At 71.4% G+C, this 24,358-nt stretch carries 26 protein-coding genes; 12 read left to right on the top strand and 14 right to left on the bottom strand.

Annotated features, from left to right (window positions below; translation table 11 throughout):
* Positions 1–54: 54 nt before the first annotated feature.
* From ACPA54_RS07565 to ACPA54_RS07555, 3 genes are all read right to left on the bottom strand, one after another.
* Complete coding sequence (locus ACPA54_RS07565; RefSeq protein ID WP_423527909.1) at positions 55–534, bottom strand: hypothetical protein; 480 nt, start codon at positions 532–534, stop codon at positions 55–57.
* A 143-nt stretch (positions 535–677) separates the two neighbouring features.
* Positions 678–1,895: a cytochrome P450 gene (locus tag ACPA54_RS07560; RefSeq protein ID WP_423527908.1), complete on the bottom strand. Its 1,218-nt coding sequence runs from the start codon at positions 1,893–1,895 to the stop codon at positions 678–680.
* 10 nt (positions 1,896–1,905) lie between these two features.
* On the bottom strand, positions 1,906–2,394 hold the full coding sequence (locus ACPA54_RS07555; RefSeq protein WP_423527907.1) for a 2,4'-dihydroxyacetophenone dioxygenase family protein: 489 nt from the start codon (positions 2,392–2,394) through the stop codon (positions 1,906–1,908).
* 156 nt (positions 2,395–2,550) lie between these two features.
* On the opposite strand from ACPA54_RS07555, the gene ACPA54_RS07550 reads away from it, so the two are divergent.
* Entirely contained in the window at positions 2,551–3,381 is an 831-nt protein-coding gene (locus ACPA54_RS07550; protein WP_423527906.1) for an SDR family NAD(P)-dependent oxidoreductase, read from the top strand.
* 26 nt (positions 3,382–3,407) lie between these two features.
* On the opposite strand, the gene ACPA54_RS07545 is transcribed toward ACPA54_RS07550, so the two are convergent.
* From ACPA54_RS07545 to ACPA54_RS07535, 3 genes are all read right to left on the bottom strand, one after another.
* Positions 3,408–4,103, bottom strand: a complete 696-nt coding sequence (locus ACPA54_RS07545; RefSeq protein ID WP_423527905.1) for a response regulator — start codon at positions 4,101–4,103, stop codon at positions 3,408–3,410.
* 3 nt (positions 4,104–4,106) lie between these two features.
* Positions 4,107–5,429: a sensor histidine kinase gene (locus ACPA54_RS07540; protein WP_423527904.1), complete on the bottom strand. Its 1,323-nt coding sequence runs from the start codon at positions 5,427–5,429 to the stop codon at positions 4,107–4,109.
* 98 nt (positions 5,430–5,527) lie between these two features.
* A complete protein-coding gene (locus tag ACPA54_RS07535) occupies positions 5,528–6,715 on the bottom strand; it encodes a sensor histidine kinase (RefSeq protein ID WP_423527903.1) in 1,188 nt (395 codons plus the stop codon).
* 120 nt (positions 6,716–6,835) lie between these two features.
* On the opposite strand from ACPA54_RS07535, the gene ACPA54_RS07530 reads away from it, so the two are divergent.
* Positions 6,836–7,816: an SAM-dependent methyltransferase gene (locus ACPA54_RS07530; RefSeq protein ID WP_423527902.1), complete on the top strand. Its 981-nt coding sequence runs from the start codon at positions 6,836–6,838 to the stop codon at positions 7,814–7,816.
* On the opposite strand, the gene ACPA54_RS07525 is transcribed toward ACPA54_RS07530, so the two are convergent.
* From ACPA54_RS07525 to ACPA54_RS07515, 3 genes are all read right to left on the bottom strand, one after another.
* Entirely contained in the window at positions 7,817–9,418 is a 1,602-nt protein-coding gene (locus ACPA54_RS07525; protein ID WP_423527901.1) for an ABC transporter substrate-binding protein, read from the bottom strand.
* A gap of 64 nt (positions 9,419–9,482) precedes the next feature.
* Positions 9,483–10,346, bottom strand: coding sequence for an amidohydrolase family protein (locus ACPA54_RS07520; RefSeq protein ID WP_423527900.1), 864 nt, complete (start codon positions 10,344–10,346; stop codon positions 9,483–9,485).
* 27 nt (positions 10,347–10,373) lie between these two features.
* Positions 10,374–11,966, bottom strand: a complete 1,593-nt coding sequence (locus ACPA54_RS07515; RefSeq protein WP_423527899.1) for a class I adenylate-forming enzyme family protein — start codon at positions 11,964–11,966, stop codon at positions 10,374–10,376.
* Positions 11,967–12,193: 227 nt separating this feature from the next.
* Here ACPA54_RS07515 and ACPA54_RS07510 point away from each other — a divergent pair, with 227 nt between their 5' ends.
* From ACPA54_RS07510 to ACPA54_RS07490, 5 genes are all read left to right on the top strand, one after another.
* Positions 12,194–13,387, top strand: a complete 1,194-nt coding sequence (locus ACPA54_RS07510) for an amidohydrolase family protein (protein ID WP_423527898.1) — start codon at positions 12,194–12,196, stop codon at positions 13,385–13,387.
* Positions 13,388–13,465: 78 nt separating this feature from the next.
* Positions 13,466–14,230, top strand: a complete 765-nt coding sequence (locus tag ACPA54_RS07505) for a TetR/AcrR family transcriptional regulator (RefSeq protein WP_423527897.1) — start codon at positions 13,466–13,468, stop codon at positions 14,228–14,230.
* Positions 14,231–14,250: 20 nt separating this feature from the next.
* A complete protein-coding gene (locus tag ACPA54_RS07500; RefSeq protein WP_423527896.1) occupies positions 14,251–15,186 on the top strand; it encodes a DUF2797 domain-containing protein in 936 nt (311 codons plus the stop codon).
* Positions 15,187–15,216: 30 nt separating this feature from the next.
* Positions 15,217–15,864, top strand: a complete 648-nt coding sequence (locus ACPA54_RS07495) for an NADPH-dependent F420 reductase (RefSeq protein WP_423527895.1) — start codon at positions 15,217–15,219, stop codon at positions 15,862–15,864.
* A gap of 66 nt (positions 15,865–15,930) precedes the next feature.
* Complete coding sequence (locus ACPA54_RS07490) at positions 15,931–16,491, top strand: EF-hand domain-containing protein (RefSeq protein WP_423527894.1); 561 nt, start codon at positions 15,931–15,933, stop codon at positions 16,489–16,491.
* A 28-nt stretch (positions 16,492–16,519) separates the two neighbouring features.
* On the opposite strand, the gene ACPA54_RS07485 is transcribed toward ACPA54_RS07490, so the two are convergent.
* Positions 16,520–16,792, bottom strand: a complete 273-nt coding sequence (locus ACPA54_RS07485) for a hypothetical protein (RefSeq protein WP_423527893.1) — start codon at positions 16,790–16,792, stop codon at positions 16,520–16,522.
* A gap of 151 nt (positions 16,793–16,943) precedes the next feature.
* Here ACPA54_RS07485 and ACPA54_RS07480 point away from each other — a divergent pair, with 151 nt between their 5' ends.
* On the top strand, positions 16,944–17,369 hold the full coding sequence (locus ACPA54_RS07480; protein WP_423527892.1) for a hypothetical protein: 426 nt from the start codon (positions 16,944–16,946) through the stop codon (positions 17,367–17,369).
* Positions 17,370–17,426: 57 nt separating this feature from the next.
* Here ACPA54_RS07480 and ACPA54_RS07475 read toward each other — a convergent pair whose 3' ends face one another.
* Positions 17,427–18,092 (bottom strand): TetR/AcrR family transcriptional regulator, encoded by a 666-nt coding sequence (locus tag ACPA54_RS07475; protein WP_423527891.1) that lies wholly within the window; start codon positions 18,090–18,092, stop codon positions 17,427–17,429.
* Between the two features lie 84 nt (positions 18,093–18,176).
* Here ACPA54_RS07475 and ACPA54_RS07470 point away from each other — a divergent pair, with 84 nt between their 5' ends.
* The 3 genes from ACPA54_RS07470 (at position 18,177) to ACPA54_RS07460 (ending at position 19,601) form a co-directional block, all read left to right on the top strand.
* Positions 18,177–18,551 carry a nitroreductase family deazaflavin-dependent oxidoreductase gene (locus tag ACPA54_RS07470; protein ID WP_423527890.1) on the top strand — a complete coding sequence of 125 codons (375 nt, stop codon included), beginning with the start codon at positions 18,177–18,179 and terminating at the stop codon, positions 18,549–18,551.
* 119 nt (positions 18,552–18,670) lie between these two features.
* Positions 18,671–19,051: a hypothetical protein gene (locus ACPA54_RS07465; RefSeq protein ID WP_423527889.1), complete on the top strand. Its 381-nt coding sequence runs from the start codon at positions 18,671–18,673 to the stop codon at positions 19,049–19,051.
* A 58-nt stretch (positions 19,052–19,109) separates the two neighbouring features.
* Positions 19,110–19,601 carry a 2-thiouracil desulfurase family protein gene (locus ACPA54_RS07460; RefSeq protein ID WP_423527888.1) on the top strand — a complete coding sequence of 164 codons (492 nt, stop codon included), beginning with the start codon at positions 19,110–19,112 and terminating at the stop codon, positions 19,599–19,601.
* Between the two features lie 298 nt (positions 19,602–19,899).
* Here the strand turns inward: ACPA54_RS07460 and ACPA54_RS07455 are convergent, their stop codons facing one another.
* The 3 genes from ACPA54_RS07455 to ACPA54_RS07445 are packed head-to-tail and all read right to left on the bottom strand — an operon-like array spanning position 19,900 to position 23,017.
* Positions 19,900–21,138, bottom strand: a complete 1,239-nt coding sequence (locus tag ACPA54_RS07455; protein WP_345678065.1) for a CaiB/BaiF CoA transferase family protein — start codon at positions 21,136–21,138, stop codon at positions 19,900–19,902.
* Between the two features lie 36 nt (positions 21,139–21,174).
* Complete coding sequence (locus ACPA54_RS07450) at positions 21,175–22,524, bottom strand: PH domain-containing protein (RefSeq protein WP_423527887.1); 1,350 nt, start codon at positions 22,522–22,524, stop codon at positions 21,175–21,177.
* Between the two features lie 4 nt (positions 22,525–22,528).
* Entirely contained in the window at positions 22,529–23,017 is a 489-nt protein-coding gene (locus ACPA54_RS07445; RefSeq protein WP_423527886.1) for a PH domain-containing protein, read from the bottom strand.
* 79 nt (positions 23,018–23,096) lie between these two features.
* On the opposite strand from ACPA54_RS07445, the gene ACPA54_RS07440 reads away from it, so the two are divergent.
* Positions 23,097–24,248 (top strand): NADH-quinone oxidoreductase subunit D, encoded by a 1,152-nt coding sequence (locus ACPA54_RS07440; protein WP_423527885.1) that lies wholly within the window; start codon positions 23,097–23,099, stop codon positions 24,246–24,248.
* The last annotated feature ends 110 nt before the right edge of the window (positions 24,249–24,358 follow it).

The raw sequence follows: 24,358 nt of genomic DNA, 5'->3' as shown, positions 1-24,358 counted from the left end.
CTTCCGTTCCAGTCCGCGTGGGGTACCGGACGAGTACTGGCCTGTTCAGCGTACTCAGGTGGGGGGCGGGCCGAATCGCGGGTGGCTCCCGGGGTTCGGCGGATACGCGGGCGCGTACCCCGGCGGAGCCGGTTCGACTGCCTCCGGACGCCGGTGCAGGCTCGGGCCGCGCATCCCGATCGCCCCAAGGCCGGTGAGCACCAGTCCGGTGAGCAGCAGGGTCGCGGTGACGATACGGGCGGCGAGAGCGGCGCGCGGGCCGTTCTCGGTGTGCAGGGTGTACGACGCCGGCCGGCCGGCCTGGGCGGTCTGCGCGGCCTGCGCGGCCTGCGCGGCGGTGGACTGCGCGGCCTGTCCGGCCGGTTCGGCGGGCATGGCGGATGCGAGGGGCGCGATCAGGGCGGCGGGACGGTCCGGGACGGCGCCGGGGCCCGTGGCGGGGCTGCCGGACAACGCGCCCGCGGCGGCGACGAGCCCGACCGCGGATATCGCGAGCGTCGATCTGAGGACCACGCGGGCAAGCAGCTTGCGCATGAGTACCTCCCGAACCAGGGGACCATATCGCCCGATATTGCGCATATCGGATCGTTATGAGTCCCCCGCGGTCCGGGAGGCCAATCATGTGCGCGGGCTGCCTGGCCCGCGATCCCGCACGGTCCCGCACGGTCCCGCCGAGGTCAGCGGTGCAGGCGGACCGGGAGGGAGGTGAGGGCGTTGTTGAGGTTGGACCGCAGCCGCTTGGGTTCGCCCGTCAGCTCGATCTCCGGGAAGGTCGCGAGCAGCTCCTCGAAGAAGACCCGGCCTTCCAGGCGTGCGATGTGCACGCCCAGGCAGAAGTGCTCGGCGAAGCCGAACGACAGGTGCGGGTTCGGGCGGCGGGTGATGTCGAAGCGGTCCGGGTCCTCGAACACGTCCTCGTCCCGGTTCGCCGACGAGTAGTACATCGCGACCTTGTCGCCCGCCTTGATGGACACCCCGCGCAGCTCCACGTCCTGCTGCGCGGTGCGGCGGAAGTAGTGCAGCGGGTTGGCCCACCGCAGGATCTCCTCCACCGCGCCGGGGATCAGCGACGGGTCGGCGCGCAGCGCGGCGAGCTGGTCCGGGTGGGTGAGCAGCGCGTGCAGCCCGGCGGACAGCATCGTCTTGGTGGTGTCGTTGCCCGCGGTGACGAGCTGCATGAAGAACGACCCGAAGTCGATGTCGGTCATCAGCTTGCCGCCGAACTCCGACTCCAGGATCAGCGTGGTGAGGTCCTCGCGGGGTTCCTCGACACGCCGCTTCATGGCGAACTGCACGGCGTACATGACCATCTCGCGGGACGCCGCGCCGGGCCCGTAGCCGTCGTCGGGGCTGGCGATCGCCGGGTCCTGCTGGCTGGTGTTGCGTTCGGCGAGGCGGTGGATGTAGTCCCAGTCCTCCTGCGGCAGGCCCATCAGCTCGCCGATGACCTGGGTGGGGAGGCTGGAGGTGACGTCGTGCACGAACTCGACGTCGGCCGGCAGGGCCGCGAAGATCTCCCGGCAGATCTCCCGGATCCGGCCTTCCATGCCGCCGACCACGCGCGCGGTGAAGGACTTCACCAGCGGCTTGCGGTAGGCGCGGTGCCGGGGCGGGTCCATCGCGAGGAGCGTGCCGCGCATGGCCTGGAGGCGTTCCTCGTCGAGGTCCTCCAGGACGACGCCGCCGCGTTCGGCGGAGAAGATCTCCGGGTGCTGCGAGACGTACTCGACGTCCTCGTGCTTGAGGACCGCCCAGTAGCCGGGCTGGTCCGGCATGTCCTGCCAGAAGACCGGGCTGGTGCGGCGCAGTTCGGCGAACAGCGCGTGCGGGGCGCCGCCGACGTACGCATCGGGGTTGTAGATGTCGGGGGAGCGCAGATCGGGTGCGGTGGTCAAGACGTGCTCCTTACGCGACCAGGACGTTCGGACGGCCGAAGCCCTGCATTTCGCACAAGCGGTAGTACGAGCGGAGCGAGCCGGCGCCGTCGGTGACGGATTCGACGTTGCCGTCCGCGTCGAGGTTGAGGTTCGCGCCGTACATCTGGAACCAGACGCGGGTGTCCGGCTCGATGCACGTGAGGGTGTGCACGGACCCCGCGGGCTCGTAGAGGAAGGAGCCGGCGCGGTTCACGTAGTCGTACTCGGCGTACTTCCACGCGCCGGCGACGGTGTAGGCGTACACCGGGCCGGTGTGCCGGTGCGTCTGCACGGCGAAGCCCGGCTGGAAGATGTTCTCCACGATCCACAGGCCTTCCTGCGGCTTGACGCAGATGACCTTGAGCTTGTTGCCGCCGCCGATCTCGACGAACGGCAGATCGTCCGCCCCGAGATGGATCGACAGTTCAGGTTCCTCGGCGGTGGTGCTCATGTTCCATGCCTCCTGACGCTCCGTCATATCTGTAACGGTGTAACAGCATGCCTCAGCACGTCGCCGGTTTCGAGCACGGATTTCTCCGGATTTCCCGGGGGAGGATGATGGACGGCAGCGCCCGGCGGCGCCGGGCAGGGCCGCGCCGGGCGGGGTGGGGACGCGGTGGGAGGGAATCCGCAGATGGGTCAGTTGGACGGCAAGGTCGCGGTGGTGACCGGCGGCGCGAACGGCATCGGGCGGGCCTGCTGCGAGCGGTTCGCCGACGAAGGCGCCGACATCGTGGTCGCGGACATCCTCGACGAAGCGGGCATGGACACCATCGCCGCCGTCGAAAAACGCGGTCGCCGCGCCGCCTACATGCACGCCGACGCGAGCAGCCCCACCGACAACGAGACGGTCATGCAGCACGCCGTCGACATGTTCGGCAGCCTTGACGTGCTGGTCACCGCGGCCGGGATCTCCACCGCCGACTACCGCAGCGACAAGCCGCAGGCCGTCGCCCGCCGCGCCGCCAAGCACGCCCGCGACCAGCCCGACCCGATGCGCCGCTTCACCGAACTCCGGCTCGGCGACTGGCAGAAGGTCCTCGACGTCAACCTCACCGGCACGCTCCTCGCGGTGCAGGCCGCGGCGCGCGTCATGCTCGACCTGAAGAAGCGCGGCTCGATCATCACCATCGCCTCGATCGCCGCCAAGCACCCCGAAGCCGGCGCACCCGCCTACTCGGTGTCGAAGGCCGGCGTGTGGATGCTCACCAAGTACGCGGCGCGCGTCCTCGGCCCGGCGGGCATCCGCGTCAACGCGATCGGCCCCGGCTTCATCGAGACCAACATGACCGCGGTCCTCCGCGGCCTGCCCGACCTGGAGGAGCGCCTGCTCGCCGACGTGCCCCTCGGCCGCATGGGCACCGCACGGGAGGTCGCCGACGCGGCGCTGTTCCTGGCCGGGCAGCAGTCGTCGTACTTCACCGGCGAAATGCTGCACCCGGACGGCGGGTTCTACACGGACTGACCGCTCCCCCGCACGCCCGGCAGTGGTCAGGCGCCGCGGGCGCGGACCAGGCCGGTCTCGTAGGCCAGCACCACCGCCTGCACGCGGTCGCGCAGCCCGAGCTTCATGAGGATGCGCCCGACGTGCGTCTTCACGGTCGCCTCGGACAGGAACAGCCGCTCGGCGATCTCCGCGTTCGACAGGCCCTGCGCGACCAGCAGCAGCACCTCGTGCTCGCGCTCGGTCAGCGACTCGACCGCTTCGGGCCGGGCGTCCGACTCGCTCGGCAGGATCGGCGCGAACCGGTCGAGGAGACGGCGGGTCGTGCTCGGCGCCACCACCGCGTCGCCGGACGCCACCGCGCGGATGCCGGACAGCAGCTCCGGCGGCGGCACGTCCTTGAGCAGGAAGCCGCTCGCGCCGGCCTTGATCGCCGCGAACGCGTACTCGTCGAGGTCGAAGGTGGTCAGCATGAGGACCTTCGGCCGTTCGCGGCCCGCGGGCAGCTTGATCGCGTCGGGGCCGTCGCCCGCGATGCGGCGGCACGCCTCGACACCGTCCATCCGCGGCATCCGCACGTCCATGAGGACCACGTCGACCGCCGTCGACTGGAGCCGCTCGATCGCCTCGGCGCCGTTGCCCGCCTCGGCGACGACCTCCATGTCGGGCTGGGCTTGGAGCACCATCGTGAATCCGGTGCGCAGCAGTTCCTGGTCGTCGACCAGCATCACCCGGATCGTCACGGTTCAGGCTCCTTGTGCGGTGGTGTTGAGCGGGCGGTCCGCCCCGGTCAGGGCGGCGAGCTTGGTGCGGAGGCCCCGGCCTTCGGCGGCGGGGACCGGTTCGGCGGAGCCGCGGGCCGGGCGGGGCGCCCGGCCGGCGGGCGCCGGGGCGGCCGAGTCGGGGGCGTACGGGAGCTGGGCGTGGACCCGCCAGCCGCCGTCCGGCGCGGGCCCGGTGTCGATCCGGCCGCCGAGCATCGCGACGCGTTCCCGCATGCCGACCAGGCCGTGGCCCATGCCGTCGCCGGGGGCGTCGGCCCCGCGGCCGTCGTCGGTGATCGTCATGGCCAGACCATCTTCGCGGTAGGCGAGGTGCACCGCGGCGTTCGCCGTCGGTCCGGCGTGTTTGCGGGTGTTGGTGAGGGCTTCCTGCACGATCCGGTACGCAGCCAGCGCCACGCCCTGCGCGAGCGGCACCGGCACCCCGGTGATCTTGAGTTCCACCGACAGCCCCGCGTCGCGCACCCGGTCGACGAGGTCGCCGAGCTGGTCGACGCCCGGCTGCGGCGTGTAGGGCCGGTTCTCGCTCTCGGACCGCAGCACACCGAGCAGGCGGCGCATTTCGGCGAGCGCCTCGCGGCCGGTCGAGGCGATGGTGCCGAGGGCGTCGCGGGCCCGGTCGGGGGCACCGTCGATCGCGTAGGCGGCCCCGTCGGCCTGCACGACCATGACGGAGACGTTGTGCGCGACCACGTCGTGCAGCTCGCGGGCGATCCGGGCCCGCTCCGCGGCGGCGGCGACCTGGGCGTGGGCGTCGCGCTCGCGTTCCAGGCGGGCGGCGCGGCCTTCGAGTTCCGCGTAGTAGGCGCGCTTGACCCGCATCGAGTCGCCGAGGACCCAGGCGATGATCAGCAGGACGCTGAGCAGCACCCACTTGAAGAACGCCTGCCGGTAGTCCATCCCCGGCGTGTGCGGCGGTTCGCGCAGCACCAGCAGCACGGGGCCGATCACCGCCATGGCCAGGCCGAAGCGGGACAGTGCCTTGCCGCCGGTCTTGGCGCCGTAGTGCAGGACCACGACGATCGCGAAGTCGGCGATCTGGATGTCCAGGCCCCATACGACCTGGAGCAGCCCGCCGCCGACCGCGCCGACCGCGGCGAGCGGCAAATGGACGCGGCGTACGGCCATCGCGGCACACAGCAGGACCGCGAGGGGCGGCGCCACCGCGCGGTCGATGCCGACGTCGGAGTTCTGCGAGATCAGCAAGGCGAACATGAGCAGCAGGAAGCTCCCCGCGGCATCCACGACGAACGGGTGCCTGCGCAGCCACTCATAGAGACGTTGCATGGAATCGACATTAGGGACGCCGCAGGTGTGCGGGCGTCCGCCTGGGAGCGGAAACGCGACTACGACGTAGGTCGGACGTCCCCCGCTCGGACCCGACTTCAGACCGCGACCGGCCCCGCCGCCACCGAGACCGGCAGCGTCGCGGCGACCAGGAAACCACCGCCCGGGCACGGCCCCGCGGTGAGGTCGCCGCCGAACACCGCGACGCGTTCGCGCATGCCGACGAGGCCGTGGCCCATGCCGTCGCCGGGGGCGTCGGCCCCGCGGCCGTCGTCGGTGACTTCGAGCCGGATGTCGTCGTCGCGGTAGTGCAGGCGCACGGTCGCGGTGGTGTCGGGGCCGCCGTGCTTGCGGGTGTTGGTGAGCGCTTCCTGGACGATCCGGTAGACCGCGAGGGCCACGCCCTGCGGGAGTTCGACGGGCACGCCTTCGACCCGCAGCTCGACGGGGAGGCCGGCGCCGCGGACCTGGGCGAGGAGGTCCGCCAGCTGCTCGACGCCGGGCTGCGGCAGCATCGGCTTGTCCTCGTTCGCGGACCGGAGCACGCCGAGCAGGCGGCGCATCTCGGCCAGCGCCTCGCGGCCGGTGGAAGCGATGGCGCCGAGGGCGTGGCGGGCCCGGTCCGGATCGGCGTCGATGGCGTAGGCGGCGCCGTCGGCTTGGACGACCATCACGGAGACGTTGTGCGCGACGACGTCGTGCAGCTCGCGGGCGATCCGGGCGCGTTCCGCGGCCGCGGCGACCTGGGCCTGCGCGTCGCGCTCGCGTTCCAGGCGGGCGGCGCGGTCTTCGAGTTCCGCGTAATAGGCGCGCCGGGTGCGCATCGAGTCGCCGAGGACCCAGGCGATCACGAAGGGCCCGGTGAGGAGGAGGAACAGGACGATCGTGTGGGTCGCGGTGGTGTTCGGCAGGTCCCACCAGCGGACCGCGGCGGCGATCGGCGCGGCGAAGCAGCCCGCGAGGGCGAGCCGGGACGCCCAGCGGGGGCCGTACGCGGCGGCTCCGTAGGCGATGACGGGCATCGCAAGGTCCATCGTGGCGGGGGGCACGTCGGCGATCAGCTGGACGACGCCGACGAGGATGGCCGCGAACAGGGCGAACACCGGGAGCGCCCGGCGCAGGGCCACGCAGCCGCAGAGCACGACGAGGGAGAACACGACGGCGCCGCGGTTGCCGGGGAGGTCGTCCGCGACGATTTCGAGCAGGCTCAGGGCGAAGAGCAGCATCGCCCAGGCGGTGTCCACCAGGAGGGGGCGTGCGCGGAGCCAGGCGTAGAGGCGTTGCACATATCCACAGTAAGAGGGTGGGCGGCGTTCGGCGGGACCTGTCCCGGCTCGGCAACAACACTCGGCCCGACGGGGACGTCGTCGCAGGCCCCTCTCCCCCGCCCGGTACCGTCAACGCCAATGAGCAGCTGGTCATCCTGGCGCAAAGCCGCCCACCGCGCCCTTTACGGCCCCGGTGGTTTCTACCTGCGCCCCGAAGGCCCGGCAGGCCACTTCCGTACCTCCGTGCACGCCTCGCCGCTCTTCGCCGGCGCGCTCGCCCGCCTCGCCCGGGCCGCCAACGTGTCCCGGGTCGTCGACGTCGGCGCCGGCCGCGGCGAACTCCTCGTCGCCATGACCCGCATCGACCCCGACCTGCACCTCCACGGTGTCGACGTGGCCGCCCGCCCCGACGCGCTGCCCCCGTTCATCGGCTGGTCCGACACGATCCCCGACGGCGCCCCCGCGCTCCTCGTCGCCAACGAATGGCTCGACAACGTGCCGGTCGACGTCGTCGAGGTCGACGGCAAAGGCGTCCCCCGCATCGTCGAGGTCGAGTCCGGCACCGGCCGCGAGCGTCTGGGCGCCGCCGCCACCGAAGCCGACGACGCCGCCTGGCTGAACCGCTGGTGGCCGCTGAACGGCGCCGCTCCCGGCACCCGGGCCGAGATCGGCGCCCCCCGCGACGAGGCCTGGGCGGCCGCCGTGCACCGGCTCGGCCGCGGGCTGGCCGTCGCCATCGACTACGGGCACGACCGCGACAGCCGCCCCCCGGCCGGCACCCTCGCCGGGTACCGGCAAGGCCGCGCGGTCGACCCCGTCCCCGACGGCACCTGCGACGTGACCTGGCATGTCGCCGTGGACGCGGTCGCCGCGGCCGGGGAAGCGGCGGGTGCCCACGGCACCGTCCTGCGCACGCAACGCGAGGCCCTGCGCGCACTCGGCGTCGAAGGCACCCGGCCGCCCTACGACCTGGCCCGCTCCAACCCGCGCGCCTACCTGGCCGCCCTCCGCGACGCGGGCGAGGCCGGCGAGCTCACCGCCCGCGGCGGCCTGGGCGACTTCCGCTGGGTGGTGCAGGGCGTCGGCATGGACATCCCCGCGCTCCTCAAGGACGCCTGATCAACCCCCCACCCCCACGCGATCCATGAACAGACTCCCCGCGTTGTAGACCTGCACCCCGCTGACGTTCTTCCCGTAGATGATCCCGACGGTCGATTCCGCGTAGACCCACACGGGCAGGTCCGCCACCATCGCCTGCTGGAGCGCCGCGTAGGCCTGCTTCCGCACGGCCGGGTCGGTGCTCGCGCGGGCGTCGTCGAGGGCCTTGTCGGCCGCCGGGTTCTTCCAGCCGTTCTGGTTCAGCGGACTGGCCGAGTGGAAGAGGCTCCACATCTCCGGCTCGGGATCGGGCAGCCAGGACTGGTACTGCCCGGCCTGGTAGTTGCGCTGCACGTTGAACTTCGCGACGAACGCCGCGACGTCCAGCGCCTCGATGCGCATCGACACGTTGCGGAACTGTTCGAGCCGGCTCTTCATCAGCTCGGCGACCTTCACACCGGTCTGCGAGATCGTGTACGTGAAGTCGACCTTCTTGCCTTCCGCGGCAAGCTCGTCGAACAGCTTCTGCGCCTCGTCCTTGTTCTGCGCGGGCTGTGCGGCGGCCGGGTCGAAGAACGGCGAGGTCTGGTCGAAGAAGTTCTTGGCGGGCACGAACCCGTTGCCGAGCACCTTGGGCACTTCGGCCGGGTCGAGCGCCAGCGCGATGGCGCGGCGGGCCCGGATGTCGTCGAACGGCGCCTGGCGCAGGTTGAACGCGATGTGCTGGCCGCCGATCAGGCTGAGCTGGGAGACCTGGAGTTCCTTCTTCGCCCGGTCGAGGTACTCCGGGTACGAGCTGGCGACGAGGTCGGCGCCGCCCGCCTTGACCGTCGTGTACTGCTGCTCGCGGTCCTGCACGGCCTTGATGGTGAGCTTGTCGAGCTTGGGGAGCCCCTTGTCCTTCTGCCAGTAGTCGGGGTTCCGGACGAACACCTGCTCGCTCCCGCGCGTCCAGCTCTGCAGGATGAACGGCCCCGCGCCGACCGGCTTGGCGCCGGCCTCGGTCAGGCCCTTCGCGAGGGCGGACGGCGCTTCGATGTACGTCAGGCGCGTGGCGACGAGCCGGTCGAAGTTGGGGTTGGGCGCCTTCGGGGTGATGGCGAGGGTGAGCGGGTCGACGACCCGGAGGGTGAGGCCGGAGGCGTAGGACGCCTGCGTGGAGCGGTTCTCCGGCTTGGTGTGCATCTCCCAGGTGAGCTTGACCGCGTCGGCGTTGAAGTCGGTGCCGTCGGAGAACTTCACGCCGGGGCGCAGCTTGAGCGTCCACGTGGCGCCGTTGTCGGCGGTGGTGAGGCCTTCGGCGAGGTGGGGCTTGACCTTGCCGTCGGCGTCGTCGAGGTAGACGAGCGGGTCGTACAGCGCGGACAGCCGGGGTTCGTCGGCGACCGCCACGCCGGAGGCGGTGAACGGGTCGAGGGCCCGCGAGTCGGCGAGCGCGAGCATGGTGAGGCTCCCGCCGGTCTTGGCCGCGGCGCCGGACGCGGCCGGGGCGGACTTGTCGTCCGAGCCGCCGCCGCACGCGGTCGCGGCCAGGGCCAGGACGGCGGACAGCGCGGCCGCGGCACGGAGGCGCGGGGCGGTGCGGCGCGGCGGGGTGCGGTGCGGGTCGGGTCTCCACGGCATGGCGGAACCTCCTCGGGGGACGGGCGGTACGGGGCGCGGAACGGCGGAGCGGAAGCGGCAGGCCTCAATCGGCCAGGCCGAGCACCCGGCGGGCGTTGCCGGACAGGAATTTCGGCCACACCTCGTCCTTGAACGGGACCTGCGGGAGGTCGCCGAAAATGCGGTCGAGGGACAGGCCCATCGGGAAGTACCCGGCGTAGATGATCTTGTCGGCGCCGCGGGTGTTGGCGTAGTCGACGATCGCCTTGGGGTAGTGCCGCGGTGCGAACGCACTGGTGGAGTAGTGCAGTCCGGGCCACTTGAGCATGAGTTTGACGGCCAGGTCGGTCCACGGTTCGCAGCCGTGCCGGGTGACCAGGACGAGTTCCGGGAAGTCGTACATGACTTCGTCGATCAGCTCGACGTGCTGGGCGGCCATGGGCAGGCGCGGCCCGGGGACACCGGCGCAGACGAAGGCGGGGATGCCGAGTTCCACGCACTTGGCGTAGATCGGGTACATCTTCTTGTCGTTGATCGGCACCTGCGGGAACGCCCCGGCCGGGAACAGCGAGACGGCGCGCGAGCCGAATCCCTCGTACTCCGCGACGAGTTGCCGGATCGCGGCCATGCCCTGGTTCGGGTCGAGGCTGCTGCATCCGACGAACCGGTCCGGGTGCAGGGTCACCGCGCGTTGCGCGGTCTCGGTGCCGAGGCCGACGAGGCCTTGCGCGATGCCGAAGTGGTCCATCTGCGCGAGGGTGACGGCGATCGGGTCGTCGGTGGGCAGGTCGTGCGGCACCTGCTTGAACATGTATTCGGCCGGGAAGCGCATCTCCTCGCGGGATTCCCGGTCTTTGGTCTGGCGGCGGATGAAGTCGTACTGCGTGTCGCCGGGTTGCGGGAAGCCGATCATCGTGTCGACCACGGGGTGGCCTGCCGGGAAGCCCATGGGTGCTCCGTACGTGGTGGGGTGGGGTCAGCGGTGCGCTTCGAGGAGCCGCTTCAGGACTTTTCCGGTGTCGGAGTAGGGGAGTTCACGCCGGAACTCGACATGCGCGGGCACCTTGAACGCGGCCAGCGCGCCCGCGACCCACGTGCGGACCGCGTCCGCGGTCAGATCGGCACCCGGTACGGGCACCACGACCGCTTTCACCTCTTGGCCGAGGACGGTGTGGTCGACGCCGACGACGGCCGCGTCCGCGATGTGGGGGTGCTCGACGAGGCGGTTCTCGACCTCGACGGGGTAGATGTTCTCGCCGCCGCGGATGATGAGGTCCCGCATCCGGCTTTCCAGGTGCAGGACGCCGTCGCTGATTCGCCCGAAATCGCCGGTGCGGTACCAGCGTTCCGCGTCGAGAGCGGCCGCCGTGGCAGCCGGGTCGCGCCAGTAGCCGAGGAAGACGCCGGGGCCGTGCAGGTGGATCTCGCCGACCTCGCCGTCGGCGGCGTCGGTGCCGTCGGGCCTGCGGACCCGCACGCGGGTGAGCGGGATGGGCGTGCCGACCGAGGCCGGGTCGTGTGCGGCGTCGACGCCCTTGAGGACGGTGCCGGCGCCGAACGTCTCGGTCATGCCGTAGCCGTTGCTGATCTGCGCGCCGGGGAAGGCCGCGCGGATGCGGCGCAGCAGTTCCGGGGCGAGGTTCGCGCCGCCGCAGCCGAGGGCGGTGACGGCCGTCAGGTCGTAGGACCCGAAGCCGGGGTGGTCGAGGATGCGCCAGTACTGGGTGGGGACGCCGCTCCACCGGGTGATGCGGTGCCGGGCCATCAGCTCCAGGTGCGCGGTCTCGTCCCAGCGGCCGGGCGGCGGGAAGATCGCGGTGCCCGCGTTGAACGGGCCGGTGGCCAGGATGTTGGCGGCGCCCGAGACGTGGAAGAACGGCGAGGTGACGAGCGCGACGGGGGGCGTCCCCGTCGGGGCCGCGCCGCTCCGCACGAGGGCGAGGGCCGCGTGGCGGGCCCACGCCTGGGCGAAGTAGACGACGTTGCGGTGCGACAGCGTGGCGCCTTTGGGGCGGCCGGTGGTGCCGCTGGTGAACAGGACGACGGCGGGGTCGTCTTCGTCGATCACCGTGCCGGGGCGAAGGATTTCGGCGCCGTCTCCCCCGCGTGCGTCCGCCGCGGCGCCGAACTCGTCGAAATCTACTGCGGCTTGGCCATGTGCTCGGAGCAACTCGGCACGCTTCGCGTCGGCGAGGACGAGGACCGGTTCGGTCAGGCCGATGCCGTAGGCGAGTTCGGGCCCGCTCCACCAGCCGTTGAGGCCGGTGGCGACGGCGCCGAGCCCGAGCACCGCCCAATAACCGAGGACGTGTTCGAGGCTGTTCGCGCCGGCGAGTGCGACACGGTCCCCCTTGCGGACCCCGTAGCGGTCGGCGAGCAAAGCCGAACGGGCGGCGATCAGCTCGGCCGCCTCGCGGTAGGCGACCGTGCGGTCCGGGAAGACCAGGAACGGCCGGCCGGGCTCCCGGGCCGCCGCGGCGGCGAGCATGGCGGGCAGGTGGGGATGGCGGTGGACGAAGACCTCCGTCGGCACCCCGAGCACCTCTTCGACCGCGGTCGCGAACGGCACGGCGTACCCCCTCCTTGGCTCCTTGGCACGGCGGGCAGGGTCGTCGGCGACGGGCGCCGATGCCGGGCGAAGCTAGAACAGAATTTCAAATCAAACAAGAGGAACCGGAATGACGGCCACATCAGCCTTGCATCGGCCTTGATTCCACCGAACCGCCTCGGCTCTGGCTATATTTAGAATCACCTTCTACTGTGTGCGGCACATCCCGACCGACCCATGGAGTCCCCGTGGCCGCACCCGAGCTCGGCTTCCGCTGCTTCGACTTCGACAACCACTACTACGAAGCGGAAGACGCCTTCACCCGCCACCTCGACCGCCGGATGGCCCGGCGCACCATGCAGTGGGTCGAGATCAACGGGCGGCGGCGGCTGCTCGTGGGCGGCAAGCTCAACCGGTACATCCCGAACCCGACGTTCGACCCGGTGTCCAAGCCCGGGGCGCTCGACGAGTACTTCCGCGGCCGCAACCCGCAGGGCCTGGACACGTCGGAGCTGTTCGGCGAGCTGGAGCCGATCGCGGCGGCGTACCGGGACCGCGAGGCGCGGCTGGCGGTGATGGACGAACAGGGCATCGACGGCGCCGTGTTCCTGCCCACGCTCGGGGTGGGCATGGAGCAGGCGCTGGTGCACGACATCCCGGCGGCGGTGGCCGCGTTCCGGGCGTTCAACCGGTGGCTGGACGAGGACTGGGGGTTCGCCTACCAAGAGCGGATCTTCGCGGCGCCGTACATCACCCTGTGCGACCCGGAAGCGGCCGTGCGGGAGATCGACTGGGCGATCGGGCGCGACGCGCGCACGGTCGTCATGGTCGCCGGCCCGGTCGCGACCGAGTCCGGCATGCGCGCGCCCGCCGACCCGATGTTCGACGGGTTCTGGTCGCGGGTGAACGAGGCCGGGCTGACCGTGGTCTACCACGGCGGCGAGTCGCACTACACGAAGTACCTGCGGGACTGGGGCGAGCCGGCCGAGGTCGAGGCTTTCCGCGTGCACCCGTTCCGGCGCCTGGTCTCGGCGAACCCGGTGCAGGACACATTCGCCAGCCTGCTCGCGCACGGCCTGTTCGGCCGGTTCCCGAACCTGCGGGTCGCGGCCATCGAGACCGGCTCGGACTGGGTGTTCCACCTGTTCGAGAAGCTCAAGAAGTCCTACGGCCAGACCCCGCAGATGTGGGCCGAGGACCCCCGCGAGACGTTCCGCCGGCACGTCTGGGTGGCCCCCTTCTACGAGGACGCCCTGGCCGGCCTGCGCACCATGATCGGCCCCGAGCGCATCCTCATGGGCTCCGACTTCCCGCACGCCGAGGGCCTCGCCGTGCCCGCCGCGTTCGTCGACGACCTCCGCGGCGCGGGCTTCGGCGACGACGACTGCCGGCTGGTCATGCGGGACAACGGCGCGGGGCTGAGCATGCGGCGCCCGGGGTGAGGCGGCGGGCGGGCCCGCATCCGGCTCGCCCGCCCCGTCCGGTGCCCGGCCCGTTTCTCCGTCGATAGGCTTCCGCTCATGCTCCCCAACACCCCCGCGCCGCTGCCGGTCGAGGTGATGACCCGCGGCCAGCTTGCGCGCCGGGAGCGCCTGACCCGGGCCGTGGTCGACCTGGTCGCCGAGAGCGGGCCGGACCACTTCCAGATGAAGGACGTCGCGGAACGGTCCGGCGTCGCGCTCGGCACGGCGTACCGCTACTTCGCGTCGAAGGACCACCTGCTCGCGGTCGCCATGTCGGAATGGCAGCGGCGGCTCACCGACCGGATGCTCGCCGAGTTCGACAAGCCGGGCTCCCGGGCCGCCGAGCCGCTGCCGGTCGTGGAGCGCATGCTCAACTACACGGCGCGGGAGATCCGCGGATTCCAGCGGCACGCGCACTTCGCCGAGCTGATGGTGCGGATCTACACGTCGACGGACCCGTTCGCCAGCGAGGCGATGCGGGACATCTCGCGCAACAACAGCGCGGTCATGGAGCGCCTGCTCGCCGACGTCCCGGCGGGCCCGCGCGGCATCGCCCGCAACGCCATCGAGGCGGTGCTGATGCACGCGCTGACCACGTGGGTCACCGACCGCTGCACGATCGCCGAGGTGTTCGAACGGGTCCAGGCGACGGTGCGATACGTGCTGTCTCCCGCGGCGGTGGCCTTCGACGGCGGCACCGACGACGACCGCGACGTGGTGTGGCGGACCGCTGCGGACTCGGCCGCGCCCCCGGCCGACCCCGCCTCCGGCTCCCTGTCCGGCCCCGACGACGTGGCGCCGGCCGACCCGGACCTCGCCTGACGCGCGAGACTGAAAGCGATATGACCGGTCCCGCTCCGCACGTCTGGCGCCCCGCCGGGGTGCGCTGGTCGGACCACGGCCCCGCGCTCACGTGGGTCGCACCCGGCGGCGCCCCGCCGCGGGTCAGCCCGCTGCGGCTCGGCGGCACGCCGTCGTTCCGGGTCGGCGCCGACCGGCGCTGCCTCGGCGTCCGGCGCGGGCAGCGCCGCATCCCGTGCCCGGACGCGGCGGAACTGCCGCCGTCGGCGCACGGCGGGCAGTGCCCGGCATGCCAGGCGCTGGACCGGTCGTCGTCGGTGGCCGCGGACACCGTGCCGGACGATCCGCAGCCGTACCGCGTCTACCTCGCGTACCACGGCACCGAGACGATCAAGGTCGGCATCACCGCCGCCCGGCGCGGCATCGACCGGCTCCTCGAACAAGGCGCGCTCGGTTCGGTGTTCCTCGCCGAAGGCCCGCTGATGGCGGCACGCCGCGCGGAAAGCGTGCTGCGCACCGGGCTGGGCCTGCCCGAACGGGTGATGTCGCCCGCCAAACGGACCGCACGCCGGGCGCCCGAAACGGCGGAGCGGCGGGCCGAGCGGTTGTCCGAGGTGCGCCGGGCCGCGCTCGCCTCCGCGGGATGGCCGGAATCCCTGTCCTCCACGGGCGAATTCCCGATCGTCGACCACGGGCCGGCCTACGGCCTGCCGGACGGCGGAATTCACCCGTCCGCCGAGGTCGCCCCGCTCACCCCGGGCGTGGTCGTCGCCGGAACGATCAAGCACGTGATCGGGTCCGACGTGTACCTTGCGACACCGCACGGCCTGGTGCTCCTCGACGGGCGGCTGCTGGAGGGCTGGGCGCTCGGCTCCGCCCCCGCGGAGGCGGTGACCGACGCCGCGCTGCACCCGGTTGCCGTACCGGAAGAAGACACCGGGGAGCAGTTGTTCATGGACTGGGGCACGGCGGGGTAGTCGCACTCCGCCACTGTGGAGGGAGACCCTATGAAGATCGCTGTCCTCGGCACCGGCGAGGTCGGCCGCCGACTCGCCGGCAAGCTCGTGGCCGTCGGGCACGAGGTCACGCTCGGCTCCCGCACCGCCGACAACGCGGCCGCCATCGAATGGGCGACCGCCACCGACGCGGCCCACGGCACGTTCGCGCAGGCCGCGGCGGGTGCCGAAATCGTCCTCAACGCCACCGGCGGCCTCGTCTCGCTCGCCGCGCTGCAGGCCGCGGGCGCGGAGAACCTGCGCGGCAAGGTGCTGATCGACGTGTCGAACCCGCTCGACTTCTCGGAGGGCTTCCCGCCGAAGGTCGTGCAGCCGGACGGGATCAGCGTGGCCGAGCAGATCCAGGCGGCGTTTCCGGAGGCGAAGGTCGTCAAGACCCTCAACACCATGGCCAACGAGGTGATGGTGGACCCCGGTCAGGTGCCGGGCCCGCACAACGTCTTCCTGAGCGGCAACGACGCCGACGCGAAGGCCCAGGTCGCCGGAATCCTGCGGTCGTTCGGCTGGGGCGACGACCAGATCATGGACCTCGGCGACCTCTCCAGCGCCCGCGGCACCGAGTTGTTCCTGAGCCTGTGGCTGAGGCTGATGGGTGCGAGCGGCGCGCGGGTGTTCAACGTGGGGGTGTTGAAGGGCTGACGTAGCGGTCCCGGGCGTCGCGGTTTCCGGGGCAAAAGGTGCCCGTCGCGGGTAGATTGACCGCCCATGACGGCTTTCCTCCGCGCGAAGATCCTGTACGGCTTCGACCTGCTGGACACCGACGGCGACGGGGCGCTGACCGAAGCCGACCATGTCGCGATGGGGAGGCGGATCGCCGCCGCGCTCGGCCATCCGGACGGGGGAAGCGCGGAACGCGCCATCGTCGACGCGTACTTGGGGATCTGGCGGGACGTGCACCTGCCCCAGGACGCGGACGGCGACGGGCGTATCGAGAAGGCCCAGTTCCTCGCTTCGACGCTGGCGCTGTCCGAGGACGCGGAGCTGGCCGGGGCGGCGCTGGGCGGTCTGGCCGAGACGTACTTCGCGATCGCCGACCGGGACGCCGACGGCTCCATCGACGCTGCGGAGTTCGCCGACTTCACCCGCGGCCACTGCCCGACCTTGTCCGACGCGTCCCTCGCCGAGGCCTTCGGCCGCCTGGACACCGACGACGACGGCCGCCTCTCGCTCGACGAACTTCGCTCGGCACTCGTCGCCTACTGGGCGGGCAACGACCCGGACGCGCCCGGCAACTGGATCTTCGGAAACCCGCGGCATCTGGGCTGAGCCCTCGAACCCGCCATCGCCGGAGCGGCTAAGAGATTGCCGACTCCCCTTCTCCGTCCGGCACTTCGAAGCAGGTCGCGTAACGGTCGAACAAGGAGTCGTCGACAGTCACCGCATTGGCGCCGTTCTCGCGGTTGCGAACTGCGAGGCGGTGCTTCAGCGTTGCGCGATCCACCGGAAGGTACGCCAGCTCCCGGGTGGTCTTGCCGAAGCCGGGGAGACCGCACATGAGAACGACCACGGGTGCGGCGTGCATCATCAGGCCAGACCAGGCGGCACGCTCGGCAGACAGCCAAGCCATTCGGCGAACGTGTTTGCACACAGCGGCCTTTCGAAGCGTGCCGAGTGTCCTCGGTTTGCGTCATTTGGACAGGGCGCGGCGCCGAGCGCATGTGCTCGGCTAGCGTCTCATCCGTTGAAAGCCGGACCACCACCTGCCGCGGAGTGATCCCTTGGCGTCACAGAAGAGTTATGTGCCGGACCCGAACAAGGCCGAAAAAGCCACACTCCCGACACGCGCGATCGCGGTCCTGGCCAACAAGGTCGGTATCAACACCACCGCGGAACGCCTCCAGAACCACAAGCTCTACAACAAGCTCTACAAGGCCGCGCACGCCGTCAAGGTCGCGGCGGACTTCTTCAAGCCCGCGGTCAAGGCGGCCCAGTACATCGCCGAAGGCGGCGCGGTCAGCCTCGGCATGGCGGTTCCCGGCGCCAGCGACGTGGTCTTGAAAGCCGCCAAGGTCGCGGCGACCGGCTTCCTGGAGAACAGGGTCTCCAAGGCCGAGGCGCGCCAGGAACAGCGCGCTGCCATGGCTCAGGCGCCCAAGTCGCGGGAGCGCGCGCGGGGTACCCACCTTGTGCCCGACTTCATCTGACCCGACCGTCCCTGGCCGGTCACGGGACAGTGGGGCTTTCGGCACCCGGCAGGGCCCCTACCCTCGCCGGGCTTCGAGCGCGTCCAGGATCAGGTCCAGGCCGTAGCCGAACTCGGCGGTGTGGTCGTAGCCGGGCCGGAGCGCGTGGTCGGTGATCATCTCGGCGAGGTACGGGAATTCGTCGGCGGGTAGCGCGTCGAGGATGTCCCCGGCCACGGCCTCCACGTCGCCCGGATCGGCCACCGGCAGGCTCTTCTCCTGGAGAACGTAGCCGCTGATGTAGCTGTCGATCAGCGAGACGGCGTGCGCGGCCATCGGCAGGGTGAAGCCGGCCCGGCGGAGGACGCCGAGGACCGCGTCGTGGTGGCGGAGCGTGGCCGGGCCCGGGTTGCGCCGGGAGTCCATGAGTCCGAGCGCCCAATTGTGCCGGGACAGGACGGCGCGCGCGGAGAACGCCCGGGTGCGGAGGGCCTCCTGCCAGTCGCCGCGGTCCGCGTCGGGCAGTTCGATGGCCGCGAAGACGACGTCGACGACGCCGTCGAGGATCGCGTCCTTGTTCGGCACGTGGTGGTACAGCGACATGGCCTCGACGCCCAGCTCCTGCGCGACTTTGCGCATGGTGATCGCCTCGACGCCGCCACGGTCGGCGACCCGGACGGCGGCCTCCAGGACGCGGGCTCTCGTGAGGGGCTGCCGCGCGGCCGCGCGGGGTGCTGTCGGCATCGCGGCTCCTGATCGGTTGACAGGCTCGGGCCTACGAGTCAACCTTACACACGTAAGGCACCTTACGAGGGCAAGGAGAAGCGCATGCCGATGCCTCTGTGGTGGGGCCACGTCAACAAGCGGCTGTTCAACCCCCGTGCGGTCACGGGCGGAAAGTGGCCGGTGCTGACCCACGTGGGCCGCGCTTCCGGCACGACATACCGCACTCCCCTCGACGCGCATCCGATCGACGGCGGCTACCTGTTCGTCCTGGTCTACGGTTCGCGCTCCGACTGGGTCCGCAACGTTCTGGCCGCGGGCACGGCCCGCCTCCGCGTCGACGGCTCGGACGTGGCGCTCACGTCCCCGCGCCTCGTCGACCAAGCCGAGGCCTTCCGGGCGCTCCCGGCGGATGTCCGGCGGCCGCCGCGGCTGTTGCGGATCACGGAATTCCTGCGGATGGACACGACGACCGACTGACCGCCGACGGGCGGGTCGCGGCGGGTGCCACGGGACCCGCCGGTGACGACGGCATGCCTCCGTGCTTCAATTTGAGCGAATGCTCAAAACTGTTGCCCGGCAAGCCCGAGGAGCGCTCCATGCCCGTTCCCGACCGCCGCCCCAGCCGCATCGCCGCCGTTTGGGCGGGCATCGCCTTCGGCCTCGCAGGTACGCCGTTCCTGCTTGTCGGATGCGTCTTGGTGTACCTGGCAGCTCCGGCCACGGCAGTCCTGCTGTCCGGGGTCGCGTTCGGCCTCCTGCTGTGGCCGCTGTTCGCCCGGACGAACCGCGAACTCGTCATCGCGGAACTGGTCTCGGGAACGATCCTCGGCAGCGCGACTCTGGCGGTGGGGATGTGCATTCCGTTTGTCGGTGTGCTGATCCTCGTCCCGTTCCTCCCGGCCATCTGCGCCGCGGTCACGGCGACCGTGATCGCCGCGGAGGCGCTGGTCGTGGACAACGATGCGGCAGCTTGGTGACGCCTCGGCCGTATCGTGGGGATCGCCAGATGCCGCGCCTGCCCCGGAGGTGACCCGCATGCACCGCGTCCTGGTCAGCCGCTGCCTGCTCGGCGAGCGCGTGCGGTACGACGGACAGGCGGCTGCGGCCTACCCGTTGCTCGCCGCGTGGGCCGCCGAGGGACGCGTCGTCCCGGTCTGCCCCGAAGTCGAAGGCGGCCTCCCGACACCCCGCCCCCGGGCGGAGATCCCCGGCGGCCAAGGCGCCGCGGTGCTGGACGGGCGCCTGCCGGTGGTCACGATCGACGGCGGCGACGTCACCGCGGCTTTCCTCTCCGGCGCCGAACGCTGCCTCGACCTGGCCGCCCGGCACGGCATCCGCATCGCCGTCCTGAAGGCCAAAAGCCCGTCCTGCGGCAACGACCACGCCTACGACGGCACCTTCACCGGCACCCTGCTCCCCGGCGAGGGCGTCGCCGCGGCAGCCCTGCGCCGAGCAGGCGTCCGGGTCTTCCACGAAGACCAACTCGACGACGCGCAAAGGCTTTTGGAAAGCCTGGAGGCGGAGTGAGGAAAGCAAGTCGCCCGTCCTGCTTGCCGACTCACTCGACGACACTCGGTTTTCGTGGCCTGACTGCCCCTTGAGCCGCGCGGTGAAATCGGCCCATGCCCGCGATGGCACGTCGATGTGTCCGCGGTACCGGCCCTTCGCCCCGTAGGCCCGAGGAGCGGCGAGGCAGGCGACGACTCCGTCATCGTCGCGCCCGAGTTCCGGGGCAACGCCGAGCGCCGCGTGGCTGGGGGCCGCGCGGCGCTCGGTGGGGTGAGTCGGCGAGCGAGGAAGGCGGAGCTTTCGCGCCCGGGGTGGGTCAGCCCTTGCCCAGGACGCCCGCCTCGCGGAGTTCGGCGATCTTGGCGTCGTCGTAGCCCAGGAGGTCCTGGAGGACCTCGGCGCTGTGCTGGCCGATGGTGGGGGCCTTGAACGGGCGCGGGAGTTCCTCGCCGACGAAGTGGATCGGGGAGGAGAGCTGGTCGCTGCCCAGCTCTTCCTTCGGGAACCACTGGAAGCGGTGCTGGAACTGCGGGTCGTCCGCGATCGTCTTCGGGTCGTTGACCGGGGCGATCGGGGTGTTGGCCTCGTTGCCGAAGGCGAGCCACTCGGCGGAGGTGCGGGTGAGGAAGATCTGGCGGAGTTCCTCGCGCAGTTCGATGTTGCCCACCGCGTGGTCCGCGTAGGTGGAGCCAGGCCACTTCTCGAACAGCTCGGGGCGGCCGACCGCTTCGCAGAAGTTCTTCCACAGCGACTGCTCGGACGCCATGAACAGCACGTACCCGTCCGAAGACTTGTACATCTGGTAGCGGACGCCCTCGGTCATGCCCGCGGTACCCGGCGCGCGGCGGACGTAGTTGTCCGTCTTGTTGCCGGTCACCTCGGACTCGGGACGCTCGTACGCCTTGTACGTCTCGCTGCGCAGCCAGTCCATCGCCGCCGCCGCATCCGACTGCGCGATGTCGATCTGGCCGCCGACACCCGTCGCGCGGGCGCGGATGATCGCGGCGAGCACGCCGAGCGCACCGAACAGCGGGCCGGCGTGGATACCGATCGACGCGTGCTCCGGCGTGTACGGGTGGCCCTCTTCGGTGAACGCCGGCTTCACGACGCCCGCCCACGTGTCGTACGCCACACCGTGCGACGGCATGTCGCGGTACGGCCCGGTCGCCCCGTACCCGGAAATCGTGCAGAAGACGAGCTTGGGGTTGACCGCCTTCAGGTCCTCGTAGCCGATCCCGCGCTTGGCGAGACCGCCCGGACGCATGGCCTCGATGACCGCGTCGGCGTCCTTGACGAGTTCCTTGAACGTCTCGAGCGCCTCGGGCTTGCGAAGGTCGAGCACCAGCGACTTCTTGCCGCGGTTGATGTGGAGATGCATGAGGGAGACACCCTCGATGATCGGCCACGTCATGTCGCGGATGTAGTCGCCGTTCGGCGGCTCGATCTTGATCACCTCGGCGCCGAGGTCGACCAGGGCCGAGGTGATCGCGGCGGGTCCGAGCATCGAGCATTCGATGATCCGGACTCCGGCCAACGGCGCTGGCACCTGACTCATGGCGACCTCCAGGAGAATGTGACGGTGCGTCAGATACTAGCGATCGACGTCCGCAGGGGAACCCCCCAAACGCGCCGACCACCTGTGAGGCCCCTCTCCCCGGCGTCCGATTCGTGACCTTTCGGCCTGGTCGTGGACCAGCCGGGACGCCTCGGCGGCGTCCCGCAGGGGCGCGGTGACGTGCACCGGACCCGGCGTCGTGTCCAGGTGCACGGTCGCCAATCCGAGCAGGCGTTCGAACGGCCCCTGGGTCCGGCGGACGCTCTGCACCTTTGCGTGCGGGATCACATCCGTCTCGCGGTGCAGGATCCCCCGCCGCGCCACGAACACCCGGTCGTCCGCCCCGCAGGCCATCGCCCGCCACCGCACCGGGCTGTGCCAGCGAGCCCGGCTCGGCACTCGGGAGAGCGGCACCGCCTCCACGTCCACCCCCGGCAGGATCCGGCTCAGCACCCCCAGCGCGACCGGCAGCGGCGCCACCGGCAGCAGCGTCGACTCGTGGTTCTCGTGATCGTCGTGCTTGCCGTAGCCCGCGATGTTGACCTCGACCCGCACCCACCCCTTCGCCCGCCACAGCAACGGCTGCACGATCCGCACGGCCTGCACGCGCCCCGGCGGCACCGTCTGGTGCCGGTGCTCGATCAGGCCGTGCGCGAGCCGCAGCCCGTCCGGCGACTCGGACAGCGTGAAGTCGAAATACCGCAGCACCCGCCCGACGGAGAACTGCCACGCGGCGATGAACAGCGGCACGAAACCGAGCAGCAGCGGCTCATTCCCGGTCCCCACGGCCATCCCCACCAGCACCGCCGACGGCAGCAGGAACACCCACGTACCGACCGACAGCAGCACCGACCCGATCAGCACCGGCATCGGCACCACGACCAGCGGCTGCTCGGGCGCCTCCCCCGCGTCCGGCCGCACCCCGGCGGCCCGGGCCAGCAGCTCGGCGCGCAGCGCCTGCGCATCCGTCTCGCGCAGGTACGCCAGCGAGCCTTCCGCCGACTCCCCGCCCGCGACCTGCAGCTTCAGTTCGGCCAACCCGAGCAGCCGGGCGATGAAGGGCCGCACCACGTCGACCGCCTGAAGCCGCCCGAGATGTACGTGCCGGGTCCGCCGGAACAGCACCCCCGAGTCGATCCTCAGATCGTCCGCCTCGATGCGATAGACGGTGAACACCCAGCTCAGCCAGCCCCACAGCAGCGCCGCCACGAACACCGCACCGGCGATCGCCAGGCCGATCCGGGTCTCCGGCGAGCGCGCCGCGTGCTGGCCCCAGATCGCCAGAACCACTGCCATCGCCTTCCAGCCGCGCGCGACCGGGGTCAGCGGGTGCAGGCGGCGGGCGAGGCGGCTGCCGCCGTCGGCCGGTCCCTCCTCGGTTGCCATGCCGTCACAGCCCTGCCGACCGGGCCTCGCCCTTTTCGGCGAGGCGGTCCCGGAGCCGTGCGGCTTCCTCCGGCGGCAGTCCGCGGACCACCGCGTCGGTGGTCGCGGACGCGGTGTGCAGCGTGATGGTGGCGATACCGAAGTGCCGCTCCACGGGGCCGGCGGTCACGTCGACGAACTGCATGCGGCCGTACGGCACCACCACGAGCCGCCGGAACAGGACGCCGTGTGCGATCAGCAGATCGTCGTCGCGCTCCGCATACCGCCACGACCGCTGGTTCCGGCGCAGGGCGACGAGCGTCCAGCCCAGCGCGACGGCGAGCGTCCCGGCGATGACCGCGCCGAGCCACGGCGCGACGAAGATTCCGGCGAGCACGCCGCCCGCCGGCGCCGCCGGGAGCACGACCGACACGGCCAGGAACCGGCGCACCCGGAAGAGCTGCCCGGACACCGGGTGCCACTGCTGGTCGGGCGGGGCGAGGGCGTGATCCATGGGCCCAGCGTAGAAGCCGGGCGCGCGCCGGGGCCGCGGACGAACCGGGCGCCGCCCACCGGCTGGCAAAATCGGCGGTATGACGGAGACCACCGTGGGCGTCGGGATCGGCGCGGACCAGCTCGACACCACCGACATGGTGCTCAACATCGGTCCGCAGCACCCCTCCACACACGGGGTCCTGCGGCTGAAACTCGTGCTGGACGGCGAACGGATCGTGAGCGCGGAGCCGATCGTCGGCTACATGCACCGCGGCGCCGAAAAACTGTTCGAGGTGCGGGACTACCGGCAGATCCTGGTGCTGGCGAACCGGCACGACTGGCTGTCCGCGTTCTCCAACGAACTCGGCGTCGTCTTGGCCGTGGAACGTATGCTCGGCATGGAGGTGCCCGAGCGCGCGGTGTGGGCGCGGACGCTGCTGGCCGAGCTGAACCGGGTGCTCAACCACCTGATGTTCCTCGGCTCGTACCCGCTCGAACTCGGCGCGATCACCCCGATCTTCCACGCGTTCCGGGAGCGCGAGGAGATCCAGACGGTGATGGAGGAGATCTCCGGCGGCCGCATGCACTTCATGTTCAACCGGGTCGGGGGGCTGAAGGAGGACCTGCCCGCGGGCTGGCTCGGCCGGACCCGCACCGCGGTCGCCGACGTCCGGTCGCGCATGCCGGTGCTGCACGACCTCGTGCACGGCAACGAGATCTTCCGGGTCCGGACGCGCGGTGTCGGCGAGCTGACCCCCGAACAGGTGCACGCCTACGGGGTGAGCGGGCCGATCGCGCGCGCCTCCGGCGTGGACTTCGACCTGCGGCGCGACGAGCCGTACCTCGCGTACGGCGACCTCGCCGACGTCCTGCGGGTGGTGACGCGCACCGAAGGCGACTGCCTGGCCCGCTTCACGTGCCTCCTGGACCAGGTCGACGTGTCGCTCGACCTGGCCGACGCGTGCCTCGACCGGCTCGAAGCCCTGCCGCCGGGACCGATCAACCTGAGGCTGCCGAAGGTGCTGAAAGCCCCCGAGGGGCACACCTACGCGTGGACGGAGAACCCGCTCGGCATCAACGGCTACTACCTGGTGTCGCGCGGTGAGAAGACGCCGTGGCGGCTGAAGCTGCGGTCGGCGTCGTACAACAACATCCAGGTGCTGGCCGAAGTGCTGCCGGGCTGCCTGGTCGCCGACATGGTGGCGGTCCTCGGGTCGATGTTCTTCGTGGTCGGCGACATCGACAAGTAGGCCGCGAGGCGCCGCGCGAGACCGGAAACGCCGCCGCCTCCGCGGATTCCCAGCGACGGGAGCCCGCGGAGGCGGTCTGGTGCGGTCTGGTCTGGTCTGCTGCGGTACAG

The organism is Uniformispora flossi, assembly GCF_049534875.1.
GTDB classification, from domain to species: domain Bacteria; phylum Actinomycetota; class Actinomycetes; order Streptomycetales; family Streptomycetaceae; genus Yinghuangia; species Yinghuangia aomiensis.
Note: the sequence above shows the minus strand (reverse complement) of the source record. Positions and strands in the feature narration are given on the sequence as shown.